Source organism: Arenibacter sp. F20364 (genome assembly GCF_023015905.1).
Taxonomy (GTDB): domain Bacteria; phylum Bacteroidota; class Bacteroidia; order Flavobacteriales; family Flavobacteriaceae; genus Arenibacter.
In genome coordinates this window covers 311,034-332,377 of record NZ_JALKBD010000001.1, presented here as the reverse complement: position 1 = coordinate 332,377, position 21,344 = coordinate 311,034, and the positions used below count along the sequence as shown (strand labels likewise).

General features: G+C 39.8%; 15 protein-coding genes. 2 read left to right on the top strand and 13 right to left on the bottom strand.

Annotated features, from left to right (window positions below; all coding sequences use genetic code 11):
* Positions 1 to 3: 3 nt before the first annotated feature.
* From MWU84_RS01435 to udk, 7 genes are all read right to left on the bottom strand, one after another.
* Positions 4 to 651, bottom strand: a complete 648-nt coding sequence (locus MWU84_RS01435; RefSeq protein WP_246897375.1) for a DUF5683 domain-containing protein — start codon at positions 649 to 651, stop codon at positions 4 to 6.
* Complete coding sequence (locus MWU84_RS01430; protein ID WP_246897372.1) at positions 644 to 1,570, bottom strand: ParB/RepB/Spo0J family partition protein; 927 nt, start codon at positions 1,568 to 1,570, stop codon at positions 644 to 646. The genes MWU84_RS01435 and MWU84_RS01430 overlap by 8 nt, the downstream gene beginning before the upstream one ends.
* Entirely contained in the window at positions 1,570 to 2,343 is a 774-nt protein-coding gene (locus MWU84_RS01425) for an AAA family ATPase (protein WP_246897371.1), read from the bottom strand. The genes MWU84_RS01430 and MWU84_RS01425 overlap by 1 nt, the downstream gene beginning before the upstream one ends.
* 345 nt (positions 2,344 to 2,688) lie before the next feature.
* Positions 2,689 to 4,860, bottom strand: coding sequence for a methylmalonyl-CoA mutase (scpA, locus tag MWU84_RS01420; RefSeq protein ID WP_246897370.1), 2,172 nt, complete (start codon positions 4,858 to 4,860; stop codon positions 2,689 to 2,691).
* Positions 4,861 to 4,940: 80 nt separating this feature from the next.
* Positions 4,941 to 6,326: a methylmalonyl-CoA mutase subunit beta gene (locus tag MWU84_RS01415; protein ID WP_348647824.1), complete on the bottom strand. Its 1,386-nt coding sequence runs from the start codon at positions 6,324 to 6,326 to the stop codon at positions 4,941 to 4,943.
* On the bottom strand, positions 6,316 to 6,648 hold the full coding sequence (locus MWU84_RS01410) for a septum formation initiator family protein (protein ID WP_246897369.1): 333 nt from the start codon (positions 6,646 to 6,648) through the stop codon (positions 6,316 to 6,318). The genes MWU84_RS01415 and MWU84_RS01410 overlap by 11 nt, the downstream gene beginning before the upstream one ends.
* 6 nt (positions 6,649 to 6,654) lie before the next feature.
* Positions 6,655 to 7,263: a uridine kinase gene (gene udk, locus MWU84_RS01405; protein ID WP_246897367.1), complete on the bottom strand. Its 609-nt coding sequence runs from the start codon at positions 7,261 to 7,263 to the stop codon at positions 6,655 to 6,657.
* A gap of 371 nt (positions 7,264 to 7,634) precedes the next feature.
* On the opposite strand from udk, the gene MWU84_RS01400 reads away from it, so the two are divergent.
* Positions 7,635 to 8,576, top strand: a complete 942-nt coding sequence (locus MWU84_RS01400) for a serine hydrolase (protein ID WP_246897364.1) — start codon at positions 7,635 to 7,637, stop codon at positions 8,574 to 8,576.
* 124 nt (positions 8,577 to 8,700) lie between these two features.
* Positions 8,701 to 11,550 carry an Npt1/Npt2 family nucleotide transporter gene (locus tag MWU84_RS01395; RefSeq protein ID WP_246897362.1) on the top strand — a complete coding sequence of 950 codons (2,850 nt, stop codon included), beginning with the start codon at positions 8,701 to 8,703 and terminating at the stop codon, positions 11,548 to 11,550.
* On the opposite strand, the gene MWU84_RS01390 is transcribed toward MWU84_RS01395, so the two are convergent.
* From MWU84_RS01390 to MWU84_RS01365, 6 genes are all read right to left on the bottom strand, one after another.
* Positions 11,547 to 12,806 (bottom strand): serine hydrolase, encoded by a 1,260-nt coding sequence (locus MWU84_RS01390; protein WP_246897360.1) that lies wholly within the window; start codon positions 12,804 to 12,806, stop codon positions 11,547 to 11,549. The genes MWU84_RS01395 and MWU84_RS01390 overlap by 4 nt on opposite strands.
* A gap of 1 nt (position 12,807) precedes the next feature.
* Positions 12,808 to 15,714 (bottom strand): PEP/pyruvate-binding domain-containing protein, encoded by a 2,907-nt coding sequence (locus MWU84_RS01385; RefSeq protein WP_246897358.1) that lies wholly within the window; start codon positions 15,712 to 15,714, stop codon positions 12,808 to 12,810.
* 223 nt (positions 15,715 to 15,937) lie between these two features.
* Entirely contained in the window at positions 15,938 to 17,227 is a 1,290-nt protein-coding gene (locus MWU84_RS01380; protein ID WP_246897356.1) for an AMP-binding protein, read from the bottom strand.
* The gene (locus MWU84_RS01375; RefSeq protein WP_246897354.1) at positions 17,227 to 18,897 is read right to left on the bottom strand and encodes a C45 family peptidase; all 1,671 of its coding nucleotides are present in this window, start codon (positions 18,895 to 18,897) and stop codon (positions 17,227 to 17,229) included. The genes MWU84_RS01380 and MWU84_RS01375 overlap by 1 nt, the downstream gene beginning before the upstream one ends.
* Before the next feature lie 14 nt (positions 18,898 to 18,911).
* Positions 18,912 to 19,784 (bottom strand): cupin-like domain-containing protein, encoded by an 873-nt coding sequence (locus MWU84_RS01370; RefSeq protein ID WP_246897352.1) that lies wholly within the window; start codon positions 19,782 to 19,784, stop codon positions 18,912 to 18,914.
* A 1-nt stretch (position 19,785) separates the two neighbouring features.
* Complete coding sequence (locus MWU84_RS01365; RefSeq protein WP_246897350.1) at positions 19,786 to 21,321, bottom strand: NAD(P)/FAD-dependent oxidoreductase; 1,536 nt, start codon at positions 21,319 to 21,321, stop codon at positions 19,786 to 19,788.
* Positions 21,322 to 21,344 lie beyond the last annotated feature (23 nt).

Below are 21,344 nucleotides of genomic sequence, written 5' to 3'. Positions count from 1 at the left end.
AAATTAAAACTTAATGGTTAATGCCATACCATAAACTGGTTTGGCGGTAATGGCGTCCATGTCCAAATATGGTTTGAAATCCATACTTAGGTCATCATCCACGTTAAATTGCTTTAGGTGTGCATCAACATTGGCATCAACAATATTTAGGGCGTACATTGCAATGGTGACAAGGAGCCATAAATCCCTATCTTCTTGATATCTTTCCTGTGCACTTTCCAAAGCGGCCTCAGAAAAGTCTGGATCTGCGCCAGGAGCATTTGGCGTTCCCAAATCATAAAATTCATCGTCCGTAAAACCGGCTTGGCGCCGTTTAAATGCTGTTCTAAATCGGTCATAAAGGTCGTCATTGTATACGTAGCCATATACTCCTGCACCTATTATGGCGTAAACTATGGGTGCTTTCCAATAGCGCCTGTTGTAAATCTGACCAAGTCCGGGGAATACGGCGGAGTAGAAGGCTGCCTTGCTCGGTGCCAAGGGATTGATGGCCTTCTTTCTGACCTTAAGGGTGTCTACCACCGTAATTCCCTCTTCCTTAAGAGAGGTTTTGATAGAATCTGATGCCTGGGTCGTATTTTCTTTCTCCTGCGCAAGTCCAAAGGTGATAACAAGAAAATATATAGCCAGTGATACAAGATATTTACTCACCCGTAATCAATTTTTTTAACCGATTGAATTCTTCCTTGGAGTGAAAGGGGATGGTGATTTTGCCTTTTCCTTTTTCGGAGGCTTTAATGTCAACTTTAACCGATAAATATTCTGAGAACGAACCAAGGTTATTGGTAATAAAATCCGGGCTTATAACTGTTTTCTTTGGTTCTTTTCCAGATGTGGGAGCCACTGGAGCAACGTTGGTATAGCCTTCCTGATATTCTTTTACTGCTTTTTCCGTATCCCTTACCGATAGATTTTCCCCTACAATTTTTTCGTATAGCGCAATTTGGTCTTGTTTTTTATCCACATTTACCAAAGCCCTTCCGTGGCCCATGCTTACAAAGCCGTCACGTATACCCGTTTGTATAATGGGATCTAATCGAAGTAATCGCAAATAGTTGGTTATGGTAGAGCGCTTTTTACCTACCCTTTCACTCATTTTTTCTTGGGTCAATTGAATTTCATCAATCAACCTTTGGTAGGATAGTGCAATTTCAATCGGATCTAAATCCTGTCGTTGAATATTTTCAACCAAGGCCATTTCAAGGGATTCCTGGTCGTTTGCAATACGGATATAGGCGGGAATGGTCTCCAGTCCAATTAATTTGGATGCTCTATATCTGCGTTCACCGGAAACTAATTGATATTTATTGAAATCCAGTTTTCTTACGGTTATTGGCTGTATAACCCCCAATTCCTTGATGGAAGAGGCTAATTCCTGTAATGCTTCATCATTGAAATTGGAACGGGGCTGAAATGGATTCACATCAATAGAGTCCATGTCCAATTCCACAATATTGCCTACAACCTTATCGGCATTCTTGTCTGTGGCCGACTGAATATCGTTCTCAGGGTCTTTTAATAGGGCTGATAATCCGCGGCCCAACGCTTGTTTTTTTATCGCTTTCGCCATTATGCTGTCTCCTTGTTTTTCACAACTACTTCATTTGCCAAATTTAAATAATTGGCGGCTCCTTTACTACTGGCATCGTATTTAATAATGCTTTCACCATAACTTGGGGCTTCGCTTAGCCTTACATTTCTTTGAATAATGGTATCGAATACCATTTCGGAGAAGTGTTTTTTTACTTCTTCCACCACTTGGTTGGATAACCTTAATCTGGAATCGTACATGGTAAGTACCATTCCTTCTATATCCAATTCAGGATTGTGTATTTTTTGAACACTTTTTATGGTATTCAATAATTTGCCCAATCCTTCCAATGCAAAATATTCGCATTGTATAGGTATCATCACGGAATCTGCCGCAGTAAGGGCATTTAATGTTAAAAGACCTAGTGAAGGGGCGCAATCTATAAGGATATAATCGTATTTATCCTTGAGTCCACGGATGGCTTTTTTCATCATATACTCCCTATCATCCTTGTCTACCAATTCAATTTCGATGGCAACAAGGTCAATATGCGCCGGGATAAGATCTACATTGGGAGAGGAGGTCTTAATGATGGTTTCTTCGGCCGTTTTGGTATGTTCCAATAGTTGGTATGTTCCCAGCTCGATACTTTCCACATCCAGACCTAGTCCAGAGGTTGCATTAGCTTGGGGGTCAGCGTCTATTAGTAATACTTTTTTTTCCAATACACCCAAAGAGGCGGCTAAATTTACCGAAGTAGTAGTTTTTCCTACACCACCCTTTTGATTAGCAATAGCAATTATTTTGCCCATTATCATAGTAAGTTAGGGGGTAAAAATACGATTATTTAAGTTGTTATAAAATGTATTTTGTTAACACTGGGTGAATAACTGTAATCTTTATCGTTAAATAGCGTTAAAGTTGTAGGGTATTTACTATCAGGCTATTAGAGGTTTATTGTTTTTTAATAGCTCACTTATACACAACTTATTAATGATACCCAATTTCCATGAGCCTTCATCATATTGCACAAAAATTGTAGAATTACCCCCTTCCTAAGGGAGGGATTTCTGGTTAAATAACCCCTATCCTAGAGTTTATTTCCAATAGGAGGGTCATAGTGCCTCATAGTGATTAATCAAATGAAACTACTGATGCTATACGCTTAGGATCTCTAAAATTTGGATGGCGGTATCGCTTATTTTTGTGCCTGGACCAAAAATAGCTGCCGCTCCGGCATTATGCAAAAAGTCATAGTCCTGTTTTGGGATTACGCCGCCCACGATAACCATAATATCTTCGCGCCCATAGGATTTTAATTCCTGCAATACTTGTGGTACCAAGGTCTTATGACCGCCTGCCAAGGAAGAAATCCCAAGAACATGGACATCGTTTTCCACGGCCTGTTTAGCCACTTCTGCCGGAGTTTGGAACAGTGGGCCAATATCGACATCGAAACCAAGGTCTGCATATCCTGTTGCCACTACTTTGGCACCGCGATCGTGTCCGTCCTGTCCCATTTTGGCAATCATTATTCTAGGTCTACGACCTTCCTGTTCGGCAAAGCTGTCGGCCATCTGCCTAGCCTTGCCAAAGCTTTCATCCCCTTTTATTTCTTTTGAATACACTCCGGTAACCGAATTTATAATAGCCTTATGCCGCCCAAAGGCATTTTCCAAAGCGGTACTGATTTCACCTAGTGTAGCTCTTGCCCTGGCGGCCTTAATAGCTAAAGCTAATAAATTTTCCCCTTCATCTGTATTTTTCTTGTCAGTTTTGGAAAACTCGGCCTTCATTCTTTGCTTTGCCACTTTGGTAAGTTCTAAAAGTGATTGCTGCACTTCCTGTTCGTTTCTATTTGCCTTGACCATTTGCAGACGTGCCAATTGCTGTCTTCTGACCTCGGCATTATCCACTTCCAATATTTGAAGGTCATCGTCTACATTGGACTGGTATTTGTTAACGCCAACGATGATATCCCTACCACTGTCTATACGGGCTTGTTTCTTTGCGGCAGCCTCCTCTATCCTTAATTTTGGGATTCCAGCGTCGATGGCCTTGGTCATTCCCCCCAATTCTTCCACTTCTTGTATAAGTGCCCATGCCTTGTGTACAATTTCGTCAGTTAATTTTTCTACATAATAACTACCGGCCCAGGGGTCTACTGTTTTAGTAATTTCGGTCTCTTTTTGTAGATATAATTGGGTGTTACGGGCAATACGAGCAGAGAAATCCGTAGGAAGGGCTATGGCCTCGTCCAAGGCGTTGGTGTGTAAGCTTTGTGTACCACCAAAAACTGCGGCGGCGGCCTCTATGGTCGTTCTGGTAATATTGTTGAACGGGTCTTGTTCGGTAAGGCTCCATCCACTGGTTTGGCAATGGGTCCTTAAGGTGAGCGACTTTTCATTTTTGGGATTAAATTGTTTTACCAATTTGGCCCAAAGCATTCGGCCGGCCCTCATTTTTGCAATTTCCATGAAATGATTCATCCCGATTCCCCAAAAGAAAGATAATCTTGGAGCAAAATCATCAATACTTAATCCGGCATTTAGCCCGGTTCTAATATACTCCAGGCCATCGGCCAAGGTATAGGCCAGTTCAATATCGGCGGTGGCCCCGGCCTCGTGCATATGATATCCAGATATGCTTATGCTATTAAATTGCGGCATAAACCTACTGGAAAATTCAAAAATGTCGGCAACGATCTGCATAGAAGGGGCAGGAGGGTAGATGTAGGTGTTCCTGACCATAAATTCCTTAAGAATATCGTTCTGAATGGTTCCCGAGAGCTCTTTTGGTAATACGCCCTGTTCTTCCGCTGCTACTATATAAAAGGCCATTATGGGTAATACTGCTCCGTTCATAGTCATGGAAACCGACATTTTATCCAACGGAATGTCTTTGAACAAAATTTTCATATCCTCTACCGAGTCGATCGCCACACCGGCTTTCCCAACATCGCCTACCACACGTGGATGGTCGCTATCATACCCTCGGTGCGTAGGTAGGTCGAAGGCTACGGAAAGACCTTTTTGTCCGGCTTTCAGATTTCGCTTGTAAAAAGCATTGCTTTCCTCAGCGGTTGAGAATCCTGCGTACTGCCTTATAGTCCAAGGTCTACTGACGTACATTGTGGAATAGGGTCCCCTAAGGAAGGGGGCGATACCAGCGGCAAAATTAAGATGTTCCAAATCCTCAACATCTTCCCTAGAATAGTTTTTTTTAAGAAAGATTCCTTCCGCGGTCTCAAAGGGCAATACTTGATCATGAGCATTGTTGCTATCCTTAACAGTAATCGGTTGAATATGTTGGAGGTTTTTTCTTGCCATTGTTTTTATTCGTCTTATCTAATCTGTCTATACTGATTGGAAGTGATACCACTTTTTTTGACACCTGTTTAAAGGGACACTTATTCAGTTTTCAAGCGTTCCTGTTCCCATTCTTCGGACAATCTTTTTTCAATGATCGGTTCTATCAAAGTTTTACGGGTATTGGTCTTTACAAAGGGGTACAATTCCATACTATCCTTCATTTTATCTTCCCTGGATGCATATTTATTGGTACCTACAAGGATTTTATCGCCGCTGTTAAAGCTTTCTTGTTCCTTGGTGGCACTTTCCTTTATTTTCTTCTGAATGAGATGCTCCTTCAATTGCAACAGAAATCCTCCGCCCGCTTCAATTTGTTTGAATAATTCCAGAGCTTTGGAAGTAAGTTGACTTGTTATGGACTCTATATAATAGGCCCCTTCGGCCGCATTGTTCACCTTGTCAAAATAACTTTCATTTTTTAAAATCAACAGTTGATTTCTGGCCATACGCTCACCAAATTCATTGTCTTTATGGTAGATGGCGTCATAAGGCATATTCAATACCGCGTCTGCTTCCCCTAAAATAGCGGACATCCCTTCCGTTGCGGTTCGGAGCATGTTGCTATTATAGGCGTACAGGGTTTTGTTTCTATAAGAGGGGGTTGCTATAATATGGCAATGCTCCGAAGCTTCATACTCCCTTGCTACGGTCCCGAACAAAATCCGTAGTGCCCTCAACTTGGCTATTTCAAAGAAATAGTTGCTTCCGACCGAAACCTTAAAGGTTATTACTGTTGCCTTTAGGGTGTCTTTATGGTGGTCGTATAAATGGTTCATATATTCATTGGCATGCGAAAGGGCGTAGGCCAGTTGTTGTACTAGATTGGCCCCGGCATTTCCGTATAGCGCCACATCCACACCCAAGGTTTGGCCGTGATTTAAATTTAGAATTTCCCCTAATATTTTATGATCCTGAAGAAGGTTGTAATGCCAATTGCCATTTCTTGCCAAATGACCAATAATATCGATATTGGTAAAGACTTTTTTGTAATGGTTTTCCGTGGCTGCCAAAAGGGATTTTACATAAGCTTCAGATAGAAATTGAAGGTTAAAATAAATAGGGGTTTGGCCAAGGTCAAGACCATTGAGAAGTTCATGAATGTTTATTTCTTCGGAAGGAATGGTAAAGTAGATACTCTCAGCTCCCCTTGCTATGGCGTCCAAGGCTTTTTTATTCGCCATTTTGGTATTGCCGGCAAATATGCCCTGTACTATACGCCAGTCACTATCTTTTGGTGTTCCGGCCATCTCTATAGCCTTAAGGTCTTCTGAGTGGTAGAACGGTTTTACTTTAATGCCTTCTGGAGATTCCCAAACCAACTTTTCATTGTAATCCTCACCTAGCAACTCAAACTGGATCTTTTGCTTCCATGCCTTGGAAGAGATCTCGGGAAAATCGCTAAAGAGTTCGAATTTACTCATCATCTTTGGTTTTTACACTATCCTCATATTCAATCAGATAAATTTCCTCATTTTTCTTTTTTAGATAATATTGCTCCCTTGCAAATTTTTCCAATTCCTCGGGATCCGATAGCTTTTCTATAATTTTTTTATCCTTGGCTATCTCTTCGTGGAGAAATTCTTTCTGCTTTTCCAGATTATTTATTTGTTTTTTAAGCTCCCAATGAATGAGAAGGGAGTTGGTATCGAAAAAAACCATCCAAACCACAAAAACCGTCAGTACCAATACATACATATTGGTGACCACGCCAAACCATTTCTTCTTTCTCAGCCCTTTTATTCCCATTGGTGATTAACTTAACTTTTCATTGATTATGGTCCTAACGATGTCTACAGCCACGGTATTGTACTTGTTGTTAGGAATTATAATATCCGCATATTCCTTGGTGGGCTCAATAAACTGATTGTGCATGGGCTTTAGCGTATTTTGATATCGCGTTAAAACTTCATCCAGATCCCTGCCACGCTCGGTGATATCCCTTTTTAAACGCCTTATCAGTCGCTCGTCCGAATCGGCGTGTACAAATATCTTAATATCGAACATCTCCCTTATCTGGGGATTGGTCATTATAAGGATACCTTCCACGATCATTACCTTTCTAGGGTGTGTTAGTATGGTATCATTGGTACGATTGTGCTTAACAAAAGAGTAAACAGGTTGGTGAATTGGAATTCCTTTTTTTAAATCCTGTAAATGATTTCCCAACAATTCAAAATCTATGGCACGGGGATGGTCAAAATTTACTTGGGTGCGTTCATCATATGCCAAATGGGACAGATCGCAATAATAGGAATCTTGTGAAATGACTCCTACTTCCTCAAAAGGCAATTCGTTTATTATTTGATTTACAACGGTAGTTTTTCCACAGCCCGTTCCACCCGCAATACCAATAATCAACATGTATATCTAATTTGTTCCAAAAATAACAATTTGCAATCAAACCGTAAGGATTAAAATTGGTGCCTTGCCCATATGTAGGTAAACTTTTTATCTGCTTTAATCGTAAGTATAGGAAGTATGTTGGAAGATAGGTATTCTTTTCTCGACGGATGGATTTTTTTCTCCTTAAACCTTGTAATAATTTAACAGTTATATATCAGATAATCATAAAATTCGCGTTATATTCTTTAAGTTATTTTTTTATTGAAGTCTGAAAAATTAACAGATATCTAAAACGAATATGGAATATCTTTGATCGTTTTTTAGAGTAGTTCTTTTTTATTGTGATTCATATTTAATTCTTAACTAATAGTATTATATCATTTTATATAATGGGTAAAACTTTTTTTCAATTGCAGGCACGTATTATTGGAATATTATGTGTTGTTTTTTGTTCTGGTTACGCTTATGCGCAAAAGGACCTGCCCATTAATATAGACGATTCTAAAATAAAGCCCTTGCCCAGTTTGGTCAATAGTGCTTTGCAGCAAAGTTTGGAAAAGGAGCTCATGTCGAATCCCAATTGGAAATCCTTAATGAATAACAACAAGATGGCTGTTGGTATTGTGGACTTATCCAATCCGGAAAAGGTAAAATATGCCAGTATCAATGGTAATTATATGATGTATGCGGCCAGCTTACCTAAAATAGCGGTGTTGTTATCCTCTATGGATGCCATAGAAAAGGGGGAGTTAAAAGAAACTCTGGAAATAAAAAAGGATATGCGATCTATGATCAGTAAATCCAACAATGAAGCAACGACCCGCATGATAGATCGTTTGGGATATGATAAAATACAGTCCGTAATGACCGATCCCAAATATATGTTCTATGATGAAAGTCAAGGCGGCGGATTATGGGTAGGTAAAAGATACGGAAGCGGTGGCGATACCAATAGGGAGCCCTTAAAGAATTTGTCCCATGCTGCTACTGTAAACCAAGTATGTAGATATTATTATCTATTGGCCAATGGCAAATTGGTAAATAAGGGAAGATCCAAACAAATGTTGGATATTATGGGAGATCCCGAACTACATCATAAATTTGTAAATACCTTGGACAATATTGCTCCCGATGCCAGACTATATAGAAAGTCGGGCTCATGGAAGACATTTCATTCCGATTCTATTTTGGTTTGGGGAAATAATCCCAATCGCCGTTATATATTGGTAGCATTGATAGACGACGCGGGAGGTGAACAAATCATTAGGGACTTGGTTAGGCCCGTAGAAAAGGTATTGAAGGCAGAGCGGGTACATTTTGCCGTTAACTAATTCCACTTATTATATTTCCTTTTGTTTATTCGTAGAATGTCTGCCAATGAAGTAATTTTGGTACTAATTCTATGGACTGGTTTAAGATAGGAGTGCTGTTGGATATTAACAAAACGCATAAAATTTGAACTACCTAATTTCATTTATTAAAACGTTTAATACCTACATTTTAAAGGCATTTGATTTAAAGGAGGAGGAACTGACCAAAACACTTCTACTTCAATTAAATATATTCCTCATTATTACGGTTTTATTGATAGTAAAACCTACTATAAATTCCCTTTTTCTATCAGAACTTTCTTCGGATGCACTGCCATTGGGCTATGTTTTAACGGCAATCATGGCCGTCTTGGGTTCTTTTTTTTACGATAGGGCCTTAGAAAAGTATCCTTTGAATATTATTGTGGATCGTACCTTGATCGGCTCCGTTGTTTCTTTGATAATATTTGGGGTAGCTTTGAATTTTAATCTCGGTTATGGATCGGCACTGTATATACCATATATCTGGGTGGCAATTTTTGGTTTGTTGACCGCTTCCCAGTTTTGGGTAATGGCAAATCTGGTCTATAATGTACGTGAAGCAAAGCGTGTATTTGGATTTATTGGTGCCGGTGCTATTGGCGGGGGAATATTTGGGGGGTATTTAACCTCCTTGTTGACCAATATTCTTAACACAGAGGATTTATTGTTTGTTGCTGCAACCCTCCTAATGTGCTGTTTGCCAATAACTCGATATATCTGGAAAAATGAAGTATTGAAACTCAACCCTTTTCAGGTTTCCAGTCGCTCCAACCCCAAGGCCGAATCTCCTTTTAGGCTTATCAAGCAATCCAAACTTTTAAGTTTGATTGCGGTAGTCATCGGAATAAGCGTTCTGGTGGCCAAATTGGTAGATTACCAATATAGCGATTACGCTTCCAGGTTCATTAAAGATCAGGATGAATTAACCTCCTTTTTTGGATTCTGGTTTTCTACCTTGAGCGTTATTTCCCTATTGATACAGTTGTTCCTCACCAAACGTATTGTAGGTACTTTTGGCGTTGGTAAATCTCTCTTATGGTTACCTTCGGGCATATTGTTGGGATCTTTTCTGTTATTGGTAGTGCCGCAACTTTGGGTGGTGGTATTTATCAAAATTGTGGATGGAAGTCTAAAGCAGTCGGTAAATAAAGCGGCAACAGAATTACTTTCCATACCCATCCCAATAGAAATTAAAAAAAAGACCAAGACATTTACGGATGTAGTAGTGGATAGTATAGCTACAGGGATGGCGGGCTTTATTCTAATCTTTTTTATTAATGGACTGGACATATCATCAACCTATATCAGTATAATTATTATTGGGCTTATTTTGATTTGGTTGTACTTTATATATCATTTAAGGAATGAATATATTATTTCCTTTAAGAGCTTGTTGGAATATAATCCTATAAAAAAAGAGAAGGCTGCCAAATCGGAAATAAAGGTTACCTCTATTATAGAAACGGTAATCAGGGTATTTGAAACAGGGAACGAGAATCAGATATTACATATGTTGCATAAAACATTGGAAGTAAAGGATGAACGTTTCTTTTTTGCCATTAAGAGCCTGTTGAACAATCCGTCTGCAAAGGTAAGAGCTTTGGCCATTGAAAATCTTTATTTTTTGAATACGGAAAATTTATGTTCCTCCATAGAATCCATGATCCTTGATAAGGACCAGCAAGTGACCACCTCGGTCTTTAGATACTTGTTGAAGCGCTATCGGCAGAACCCTGTTGAGCTGTTGGATAAATATCTATCCGTAGAGGACGCTACCATTGCCAATGCTGCCCTAATAGGCTTGTCCATGGAATTGCGAAATAATAGGGTAATGCAGGACCGATTTGGTATGGAACAAAGAATTGAAAATGCCCTTGACCAATTATCGCAAACCAATATAGAGCTGGAAAGGACCAATAAGATCCTGGCCATTCTTGAAACCATTGGTAATGCCAAGGTTGAAAATTTCTACCCGGTTGTAAAGACGTATATATATTCCAATAATGTTCCAATTGCAAATACCGCTATTTTGGCGGCATCAAAAACTTTGGACAAGCAGTTTATTGATTTAATTGTTTCCAGATTATCGGGTAAGGACACCAGAAAATCTGCAATGGAGGCCCTCTACTTCTATGGGGAGCCCATTATTGATATTTTGTTTGAGGGATTAAGAAATGAAAGCATTGACCCGGACGATAGCGCATACGTGGTCATGGTTATTGGAAAGTTCGATTCACAAAAGGCCATCAATACCTTGATGAAACTAACCAAGGATATGGAACATACGGTAAAAATTGAAGCTATTGAAGCCTTGAAACACCTCAAGTGGAAATATCCCCACCTTAGAATTAGGGATCAGTTTATTGTGGATAAAATCTTGGACGAGTGTCACCTGTACCAAAGTACCCTATCCGTAATCCATACCCAAATAGTATTGCAGTATAAAAAGAACCCGGAAAAGCTGGAGACCAAGGAAGAAAATGAAGCCAGAAATGGCCTTATCCATTTGTTGGAATTGCGCCTGGATAGGCAATTAAAACGAATTTTTCAATTCTTGGGGGTCAAATACCCGCCCCAGGATGTAGATCCAATTTTAAATGCCATACTAAAAGGTCAGGAGGAGCAACGTATACATGCCATTGAATTTTTGGACAATATCTTGGACATTCAACTCAAAAAGGAGTTGATTCCTGTAGCGGAGTCCATTATGCAGGTAGGTGTTATATCAGAAGAAAATCTAAAAAATCTGAATGTAAAGGTTCTTAGTGAATCCGAAAGTTATTTAGCCCTCTTAAAGCGAAAAGATATAAAGTTAAAATTGGCAGTACTTTACTTAATTGAAAAAACCAGGGATACCAAGTTTAATCCCCTTTTGGAAATGGTTCTGAGGGATTCCAATGAAAAGGCAAGAAAAAAGGCGGCCGAAATCCTTAGTGAATTTAAAAAGAATTAGCGTTTAATAATTTTGTCGATGCTACTGGCCAGGGTCAAATGGTCTGTTGCTGAATTCTTTCGCAATACGTTGGTCATAAGTACCACTATATATTTGCAATTGTCCGGATGTTCTACAATGGCTACAGAATTCATATAGTTGGTAACATTGCCCATATATTTTCCACAGGCTTCACCTGTACTTCTATCGCATTTGTATAAACTTCCCGATTTAAAATATACGGCAGCGGGCTTCAGGGCCGGGGATTGTGCGTATCTGATCCTTCTGTCTGTCATATACATAAGGCGTTTCATTTCCAGGCTAGATTCTTGGTCCACCACCTTGCCCTGTTCCAACTGTATCAAGAATTTCATCAACCCTAATGGAGACCCAATACTGCCCCCCTTATCGCCTACATAGCGGTTGGCTCCCGAAGTAAAAAAGCTTCCCAAGCGCCATTCATCAGTAGTAATTCCCAATTCCCGTAAGGGTAGGTTTACCACGTCATTGGCCAAATCTGTCAATTCCTTTTTTGGGGTAGAGGTAAAGTACGTATCCGCCTCCTCCTGGCTCAGGGTGGGGTATGATTCTCCGAAGGCCGCCATCAATAAGGCTTCGCGCCATACAATACTGGCTGCCCCGTTGTTACTAACGGAAAGCATGTGGTCTGTCCATTCAAACAAGGTAAAAACATCACTGGCTATTACCTGTCTTTTTAGCAATTTATTCGTTTCCAGATTAAAAATGGGTATGGTATGTGTATCCGTCAAGCCCCAATAGCCCGACTTTACCGATTTGGAACGTAAAAGCTCCAATCGCTTTTCAAAGGAATCCGGATATATTTTTTTCAATTGGGTAAACAGAGCTACCATTACGGCCAGTTTGCCAACACTGCCAGGCTGATATCCGGCAGTTTCGTTTCGCTCGGCATATCGAACACTGTCTATATCCGAAATATCCAATACGGCAATGGAATAACTCTTGTCCAAACCTCTAAATAGTGCGTTGATGTCTTTTTGGAATTGCTCATCTACACTTAGGAAAGCGGCAGTGCTGTCCTCTTTTTTCGATATTAGGTTCAGTTCAATATCCATATAAGACTTTTGGGCCCCTGGAGGTATAACGGTGGTCGACTTTAGTTCTCCACTTTTAACGAGTTCCAGATACTTCAGCCTTTTGATTCCCGTATGCAAATAGCCATCAATGGGGTAATAGCTCATGGTGGTAAAGGCCGAGCATATCAGTAATAGAACAATATATTTAATATTCTTTTGCATCTTATATTTTTCTAGAAAGGGCAATGCTTTTGTCCAGATCGATTTTAGGGGTAATTGATTCCAAATAATTGGAACTTAACGCTTTCTTATTCTCTACAAAAGGTCGTATTTGAAATAACCAGAGTTTATTGTTTTGGAATCCCAACTCCACATCATAGGCCCCTTCGTAATCCGATTTGGTTTCGCCGGGCATGGTAGCACGGATCGTTTTGGCAAATTCCCTTATTTCCTCAATATTTTTTCGGTTTAGGATGAAGTTCTCAAAGGAGGACATTCTTTTTTCCGTTCCCCCTGCAGCTGGAAGTCGATTGTGGTACATTTCCCTAGCGGGTGCCAAGAGTTGGGTGCCACCAATATCCTTTATTAAATATGTTTCTGCCGATTGGCCATCTACAGCACCCCCAGCACCCCTGCTAAAGGCAATGGTAAGGTCATCCGGATTTCCGGAACTGATGCCCTTGGTAATCAATACCCCTGAATAGTCCACATCTACACTCGGTATTATCAAAATGGAAGGGAATACATTTTCAGGATTAAGGAGATATTTTTGACGCCATTTAAAACTGCGCTCGGAATAGGGGGAAGCCCAAACATCCTTAATGCCTGATATAATTTTTTCCTTGGCGGCTACATTGAATACAGTGAGGTTTAATCCGGCACCGGTAAAATTCTTCAGATCTTCCATGTTGGTGTCACTTCTAAGAAAGACCGGGATTTCACCAATTGGTTTTCCCAATACTTCTTTGAATCCCTCTTCCAATTGTGTAAGGAATTGGGCCTTCATTGACATTTTCTTTATGGCCTCCCTTAGGATTTCCAATTGGTTTAATTGGTAGCTTTCAACTTCAGCTTCAGAAATACCATCGGTCCGCATATTCTCGGCTTGTTCAAACGTAGTGTTCAAAAATTGCCAATAACTACCTTGTTGATCGGGCATATGTTGGTCCATATGGTCCCTAAAGATTCCGAAGGGAATCACCAGACCTTCTACCACCATATCAGGGAACATTTTTTTTAACTGTCCCAAATTGGCCGCCTTTGGACCGCAAAGTTTACCTGAATCCTCGGTGTCCACTAACCTTAGGTTTAATATAGTGTTTTCATCCAAACGTATGTTCTCTATGGGGACTTCAATTCTTTCCTCTTTACGCTCTATCTTAATAAATAAATTGCGTTCCTCCTCGGACATATCCTTTTCCAACTTCATAATAACGTTGCCCTTATTGGATACCGCATAAAATACCTTTTCTCCGTTATATTTCTGAAGACCTTTAAGATTTTCATCGCTTAGGGCGGCATTGGGGATACCCATATTTCGGGCCAACAATTGCACGTGAGACACCATATTTCCTTCCGATACCGTAGCAATTCCGGCCACTGGCTTAAGATCTGAAGGAGGGCGTTGAAAAATATAGATTTTATCGGATGTAACCTCAATTTCATCTGGAGAACCACTTATCACTACCAATTCGCCCAAGGCATATCCAGGATTAAGGCCTCGTAGGCCACTTTGATTATCTATGTCCATCACCCTATTGGTCAAGGCGGATTCCTGGGCAATGATATCGCCCAATTCTCCCACGGTTTGGCCTAAATAGAGGGCAATGGAACCTCTAATCTTATCGTCTATAAAACCATAGGCCTTAGGTTCAAAACCGGAATAAATGTCTACTATCTCCTGATAATTGGCCTTTACCATGGAAGAACTCCATTCCACTTCCCTGCGCGCATTTTCCAATACTGTGGTAAGCTGCCCTAGGGACATGGCACTGCCATTGGATCCCTTTGGGGATAGATTGAGTTGTTCCCATTCTGCCAGTTCTATATTTCCGGCACCGGCATTGGCCATGCCCAAATAGCAAACTTTATCCAACAGGCCATTGAGGTCCTCCGGCTGCCACTGGGGGGAATTTTTAAATATTACTTCTTCCAACTTTAGGGAGGCATCCAATAATTGAAGACGTGCCACCGCATTTTTTTCTTTTAGGACGGCCTGTCTTATATCCAATATCAATTCGGCCGTGGCGGGAATAAGTACTGCCGCATTTGCTTCTCCATTATAACTGGTAGTAAAGTTTTTTATGGCAACCCCTATAGGGCTATCCTCTACAAGTGGTGTATTTTTTTGTATTTGTGCAATATCAACTGGTTTGTAGAAATTGGCCATAGTAGACACCAAGGCATCCATTTTGGCTTTTACCTCATTGGTCAGCTGGTTGCTGTTTTTGGACTTAAAGTTCTTTACTTTATTTATATCCCCAGCATCTGGCTGACTATGGATTTTAACCCTTAAGTCCATAAATTCTGGGACCATGTCCGAAATTACCTTTGAATCGCTCCTTATTTTTTGTGCTAGATTATCGTCGCCATTATGGGGTATGTCCTTTAAAGACTGCCGAATGAGGTAAAAATTTTCAGCCAAATTTTGAGTGTCGGATAAAAGCCATTTATAAAAGTCCACGCCCCATGCCTCTTCGTCCTCTGCCTGTATTGCCCCCCTATAGAACTGCCCCTTTTCCAGGATCCAGCCATTGTCAACAGTTCTTAAATACTTGTCCAATTGATACTGCTTAAGACGGGAATGGTTATTTTCTGCGTCCCAAAATTCCTCCTTGGAGGTATAGGATAAAATTTGACCCAAATAGAGGTGGTTGCTCTTTCCTAAATCGATTATAGAGCTTTTATAGGTGGCGTGCTGTACTCCAGGACCTATGTCATCGGGACAAGGATCTTTGGGCTGGCGTATGCTTCCATCTGTACAGAACCAGCGAATTTCTTTGTATGGTCCGCGGATATCTTTTTTGTAGGAGTTGATCAAATCCTTTATTTCTTGGTTTCCTAATTTTTGTGCTGGGGTTATTAGGGGAAAACAGAATAGTAGGATATATATAAATATATGTTTTTTCATAGTGTTGTAATGGCAGTTGCAAAGTGTAATCAAATGTAATACCAATTTTAATGCAAATAAATTTTTTAAGTCTAGTTTCGATGGCCCGACCAAATAAACCGTGACTAAAAGGTGGGAAATAGTAATTGGAATGGAATATGGCCTGTATGTTCTTAGAATGTAAGCAAATGAAGGAAGATTTACAAATTGATTTTTTATGGCGTTACCAAGACTAAGTATCAGTTTAGAGTCGGTGGTCTATAACAATAACGGGTTTTCTGCTCATTTTGGGAAATCGCAACTCCTGTAGGGTTTTAAAATCGTGGAATTCAATTTTGGGGAGTACCCGCAGTTTTGCCCTAAAGTGGTCCTTGATGGTTTGTAATAAATCATTTGTAGGGCTGGAGGTGGCTATTTTAATGCAAATTTCATCGGTTCCTATGTCATTATGGTCTATCTCGATCACAAAAGCGTCTATTTCATTAAAATAGTTAAGCACGTTGTACATGGCCGGAGGATATAGGGTAGTGCCCTTATATTTTATCATCTGTTTCTTCCTTCCAATCACAGGACCTAAGCGAAGTGTATTTCTGCCACAGGAACATTTGGAGGTATGGGCTTGGACAATATCACCGGTTTTAAATCTTAACAAAGGCATTCCTTCTACACCTAGGGTAGTAATGGTAAGCTCTCCCGACATTCCTTCCGGAACCTGTTTTTCTTCTTCGTCCAAAATTTCGATGATGATCAATTCTGGATGATGGTGGCCGCCTTGCTGTGCGTTACATTCGGTAAAGGCCGTACTCATTTCTGTAGAGGCATAGGTGGAATAAAGGGGAATGTCCCAATCTTTTTTAATTTTGGCTGCAAGGGTATTCAATGAAAAATCTTCATTACGCAGTGATTCCCCTATACAAATAGCCCCTTTTATCCCTGCTTCGTTGGGGTCAATTCCGTGCTGATGGGCGTATTCTATAAGTTTCAATAAAAAAGAAGGGACCACAATGAGGTAGGTTGGCTTAAACTTAAGGATGGAATCCCATTGAAGTTCAGGAATTCCGGCACCTACCCTAATTATTCCGGCACCTAGCTCCCTAGCGCCCAAAAAATAGGCCAACCCGGCCATAAACCGTCTATCTATAGTCGTTGTCAATTGCAAAATATCGTCATTCGTAACACCTGCGCAGTCAAAAGAAATGGCTTCATTATACGCCAAACGATTAAGGTCATTGTCAGTAAGGGCAAAGGTTACAGGCTCCCCTAAAGTACCGGAAGTAGTTACGTAGTCTATAATCTTGTGCCTATCTACGCACAAGAAATCATCATTATATTTTTGTAGGTCTTCTTTGGAGGTTGTGGGAAGTTTGGTCAGGTCTGCCAAGGTATTTATATCGCTGGCCTGTAAATTATTTTCCTTAAAAATTCTTTTATAATAGTTCGAGTTTTGGCTAATAAATTTAATAAGCTCCCTTAAACGCTCTTCTTGTAATTGTTGTATTGCCTCTTCCGATGCTTTTTCGATTTCAGGGATCATTATTTTAATTTGCGTTTTAATCTTCGAATATACGAATGTACCAAGGCTTTCTCTGGAACTGTGGTAATTTCTTTTGTGCTTGCTTCCATAAAGTCGTTTAAGGCTGCTCTATAATATTTTCTATTGTAATTATAACGGCCTACCCAGTAGTGCGTTTCCCAAAATTCAGGATTTAAATTCTTAAATTTCTCCAAGTATTCCGGAGCCAAGTGTTGATTGTCGGCAACGGCTTGTTTAATTTGAGCAATTTCTATGCGATACCTTTCATAGTTTTGATAGGCCTGTGTATAAAGAAAACTATCCTTTTTTATATTTTTACTGGGGATGGAAAGTTCAGCACCGGTCCTATGATTTAAACTGTCCTTAAATATTTTGTTTAGGTCATAGGCTACAAATTCGCCCAATTGGTATGGGTTGGAAGAAACCCATACCAAGCGTTGCTCTGGCTTAAATACAACTCCGTGATGTGCCAATAATTGGTTTAACGCCTTTTCATTACCATAACCAATTTCATCATCCATGAGACCTTGTTTGTTTCTAAGTATGTCCACGGCAATGGTCGGGGTTATTTTTTTATGGTTGTCCAAAAGTTCTTCCAAGCGATCATACCTATATTTGGAATGACTTTCGAAAATGTGTTTTTGATTGATTTTGTCCTCGGCATAGGCATTGCTTTGAAAGTGGTTGGAGCAGATCAATTGATTGGAATTGGGAACTGTATATACCCCAAAATTATGGGGAGAGACTTCGATTAGAATCGCTTTTTTATCCCTTGCGCTCCCAACTAAAATAGATTCGGATACAAATACCTGTCGTTTTTTTGCTATAGCTATGGCCTCTTCCAGCGTAGCAGCATATTGTAAAATTTCCCTAGTAAGAATGCTGATTGGTGTTTTGGCGACTAAGGGAATTTTAGATTTTCCCGCATTGATGGTAACGGTTAGACCATGTTCGTTCATTCCGGAAACCACTCCCAACATGCCGCCCCATGTCACGGACATAAACTTATGGCCTTCTGTGGGGTCTAGGAATGAAATTATTTTGTTCTTGGCAAAATCATCCCCTGCGTAAAAGTCGAAATTTCTACCAAGGATCAAACTTCCATCTTCGGTTTTGTCACCCCAGGCAGCAAAGGAAGAACAGCCAACAAGGGCCAAATCTTGAAGGGCATGCCCTATATCATGGGCGCCATGAAGATAAAGTACCCTTGAATACGGAGCTGCGATATCGTCATAGTCTTGCGAAGCGTATCTGGAAAGTCCCCAAATTTCCGCTTTTATTTCCTCAGGAATATTCTTGTAAATTTTCCTGTTATACCAGGCCAAAAATTTTCTTAGAAAGTATCTTTTTGTTTTGGAGGGTACCATTTCTTCTACTTTGGACAAAAATATTGCTTCCTGTTGTTGAAATAGCTCCTCTGTTAGGGCTCCGGTAACCAATCCCCTTTGAAGTGGGTCTCCGGATACATAAAGTTCCCACAACCCTTGTTTGTTCTTGGCCAGGGAGTTATTGGAATAAATATAGGAGGTATCGGAGGTTTTGGTTATTTCTGGAATATTTGGGTTGTAATTGCTTAAATCGGGCCTGTCTTTAAGGGATTTTGAAATTCCACAAGATCCTAAAAGGCCAAGCAAGACAGATACACATATAATCCATTTTATCCGGTGCATTCTAATTACTTATTTTATTGTTTTGCAAACCTTTTATTGGTGTTTGCCAGCATCCTTTTTTCTTTGTAATCTACCCATTTTTGACCCCAAATTTTCCTCATTGCATTTTCAAACGGTCTCATAAAGAATAGATTTCCAAACATTTTGGACAACAAGATAGGATGTTTTGGCAAGGCTCTCAATGTAATAGAAAATCCGCCATCCAGATATTTAATATAGTGCCAGTATCCACTTGGCATATAGAGGGCATCACCGTGCTTCATCTCAATATATAATCCTTCTGCCTTTTTTAATGCAGGATAGTTGTCAAAATCTGGATCATCCATGTTTATGGTTTCCAAATTATGCACAGAAAAAGGAACCTTATATAAGTATTTGGTCTGTTCGGGAGGAAACAAAAGCACACTCTTGTGACCGTGAAAATGAAAGTGAAGTAGGTCTGACAAATCCATATCATAATGGGGCAGCACTACGGAGCCCTTACCGCCGAAAAACATGACTGGTAGGCGTTTGAAAAATTTTAATCCAATATCAGGGTAATCGATATCCTTGATGAGGTCTGGCATTTTATCCAGAATATTGTAGAAAAAAATGCGAAGGTCCGTGGGTTTGGTTTTTAGGATTTCGAGGTAGTCGTACAATTTCATTTCCGTTACCGGCGCAGCGGAGTTTTGTTTCCCTTTGGTAGGTTCATTATTGTATAGGGGAACTATTTGGTCTCCTGCTTTTTTCTGGATATAATCTATATTCCAATTCTTGCGGGCCGGCCAATCCGAGGTGAGGTTTTCAATTAAAACGGGGCGTTGGGTTTTGTAATATTGATTAATGAAATCCTCTTTGCTAATAGAATTGACCCGTGGAATAGGAATCGTTTTAATCTGTCCCATATTAAACTTCTTGAGTTTTATTGACTTCCAAAATTTTTTCCAATAGATAATCCTTTCCAACTAACTCGGAACAGGTAATAATTGCCCCAATGGTAACGCCCAAGATCCCGTGCATATTTAAACTTTGGCCCGTAAATAAAAGATTTTTGATTTTTGTTCTGGGAGAAACGAAAGAGTGTAAAGGATTGTTTACGTCTTTAACATAGCCGTACATAGATCCGTTATGTGACCCTATATAATCCCTGTAGGATAATGGTGTGGAGGCATAAACCGTTTGAATGCAATCTCTTAGGTTGGGGAATTTTTTCTCCAATTCAGAAATCAAAATCTCTGATTTATCTGCCTTGAATTGCTCATAAGTCTGTCCTCTATCATTTTTAGAAGCAACTGTGTTAAAGGTATTTTGCCAGTACTCCACCTCTTTAAAATTCATATAGGTCATGGCTATTAAACTATCTCCCCAACCATCATCCTTTTTATTGATGCCCATGGAGACCATATATCCCTCCGGCCAACTTTCCTGAGTGTAATTTTGAGCATCCCAAACACTATCCCCATATTTAAAATGATAAAAATTCTTATTGTGATATTTAAAGGATTTAGGTTTTAGGACAATGTATAGACTAAAGGCAGAAATAACACTTTCAATGTTATTTATTCTGTTGGTATAGGATTTTCTAAAGTTTTCTTCGCCGACCATTTTTAAGGTAAGCTTGGGTTCTATATTGGAGATGAATTTATCGCCGTTTATAACCTTTCCATTATTTATATCTACCGAAGTAATTTCCCCATTTTTAACATTGAATTTGGTGACTTCATGATGTTTGAAGGTGTCACCTCCAAATTTCTTTATTTGTCTAATAAGGACTTTTGTAATCTGACTCCCCCCGTTAACACATCTATAGGCACTTTCTATATAGGAATTGACGGAGAGCGCATGTACGTAAAAAGGGGAGCGTTCCCCGTCCCCTGCATAAAGAAAATTGGTGCCAGCAAACACGGCCTGTAATTTTTTGTTGTTTGTAAGGGAATTAATATAGGTTTTGGCATTTAGCTTAAATACTTCATCCTGCCCATAGGAGGGATTGCCTTTATTTAAATTGTACAAGGGAAATTTGGAACAGGTTTCCCTTAATTTTTTACTGTACATTTTTATGGCCTTCTCCTCGTCTGGAAATTGGGATAATAAACTTTTCTCAAAGCGATCATAACCCTGGGCGTGTTTGTACTCTTTTGGGTCCCCTTCAAACGTGATCACATCAAAACCGTCTTCATCCAATTTCTTAAGCTTCAATTGGTCCATGATACCCAGATAATTAAAATATTGGTTCAGGTTTTGGCCTTCCGAAAGTCCGCCAATATAATGTACCCCGGTATCAAAGATGGTTTTGTCCCGGACAAAGGTTTGTAGATTACCTCCAAATTGATTGTTTTTTTCCAAGACACAGACACTATAACCTTCTTTGGCCATTATCAAGGCAGAAACCAATCCCCCTAATCCGCTTCCAACAATTACAATGTCGTAATGTTCTTTCATAAATGGTATTCTTTTACAATTTC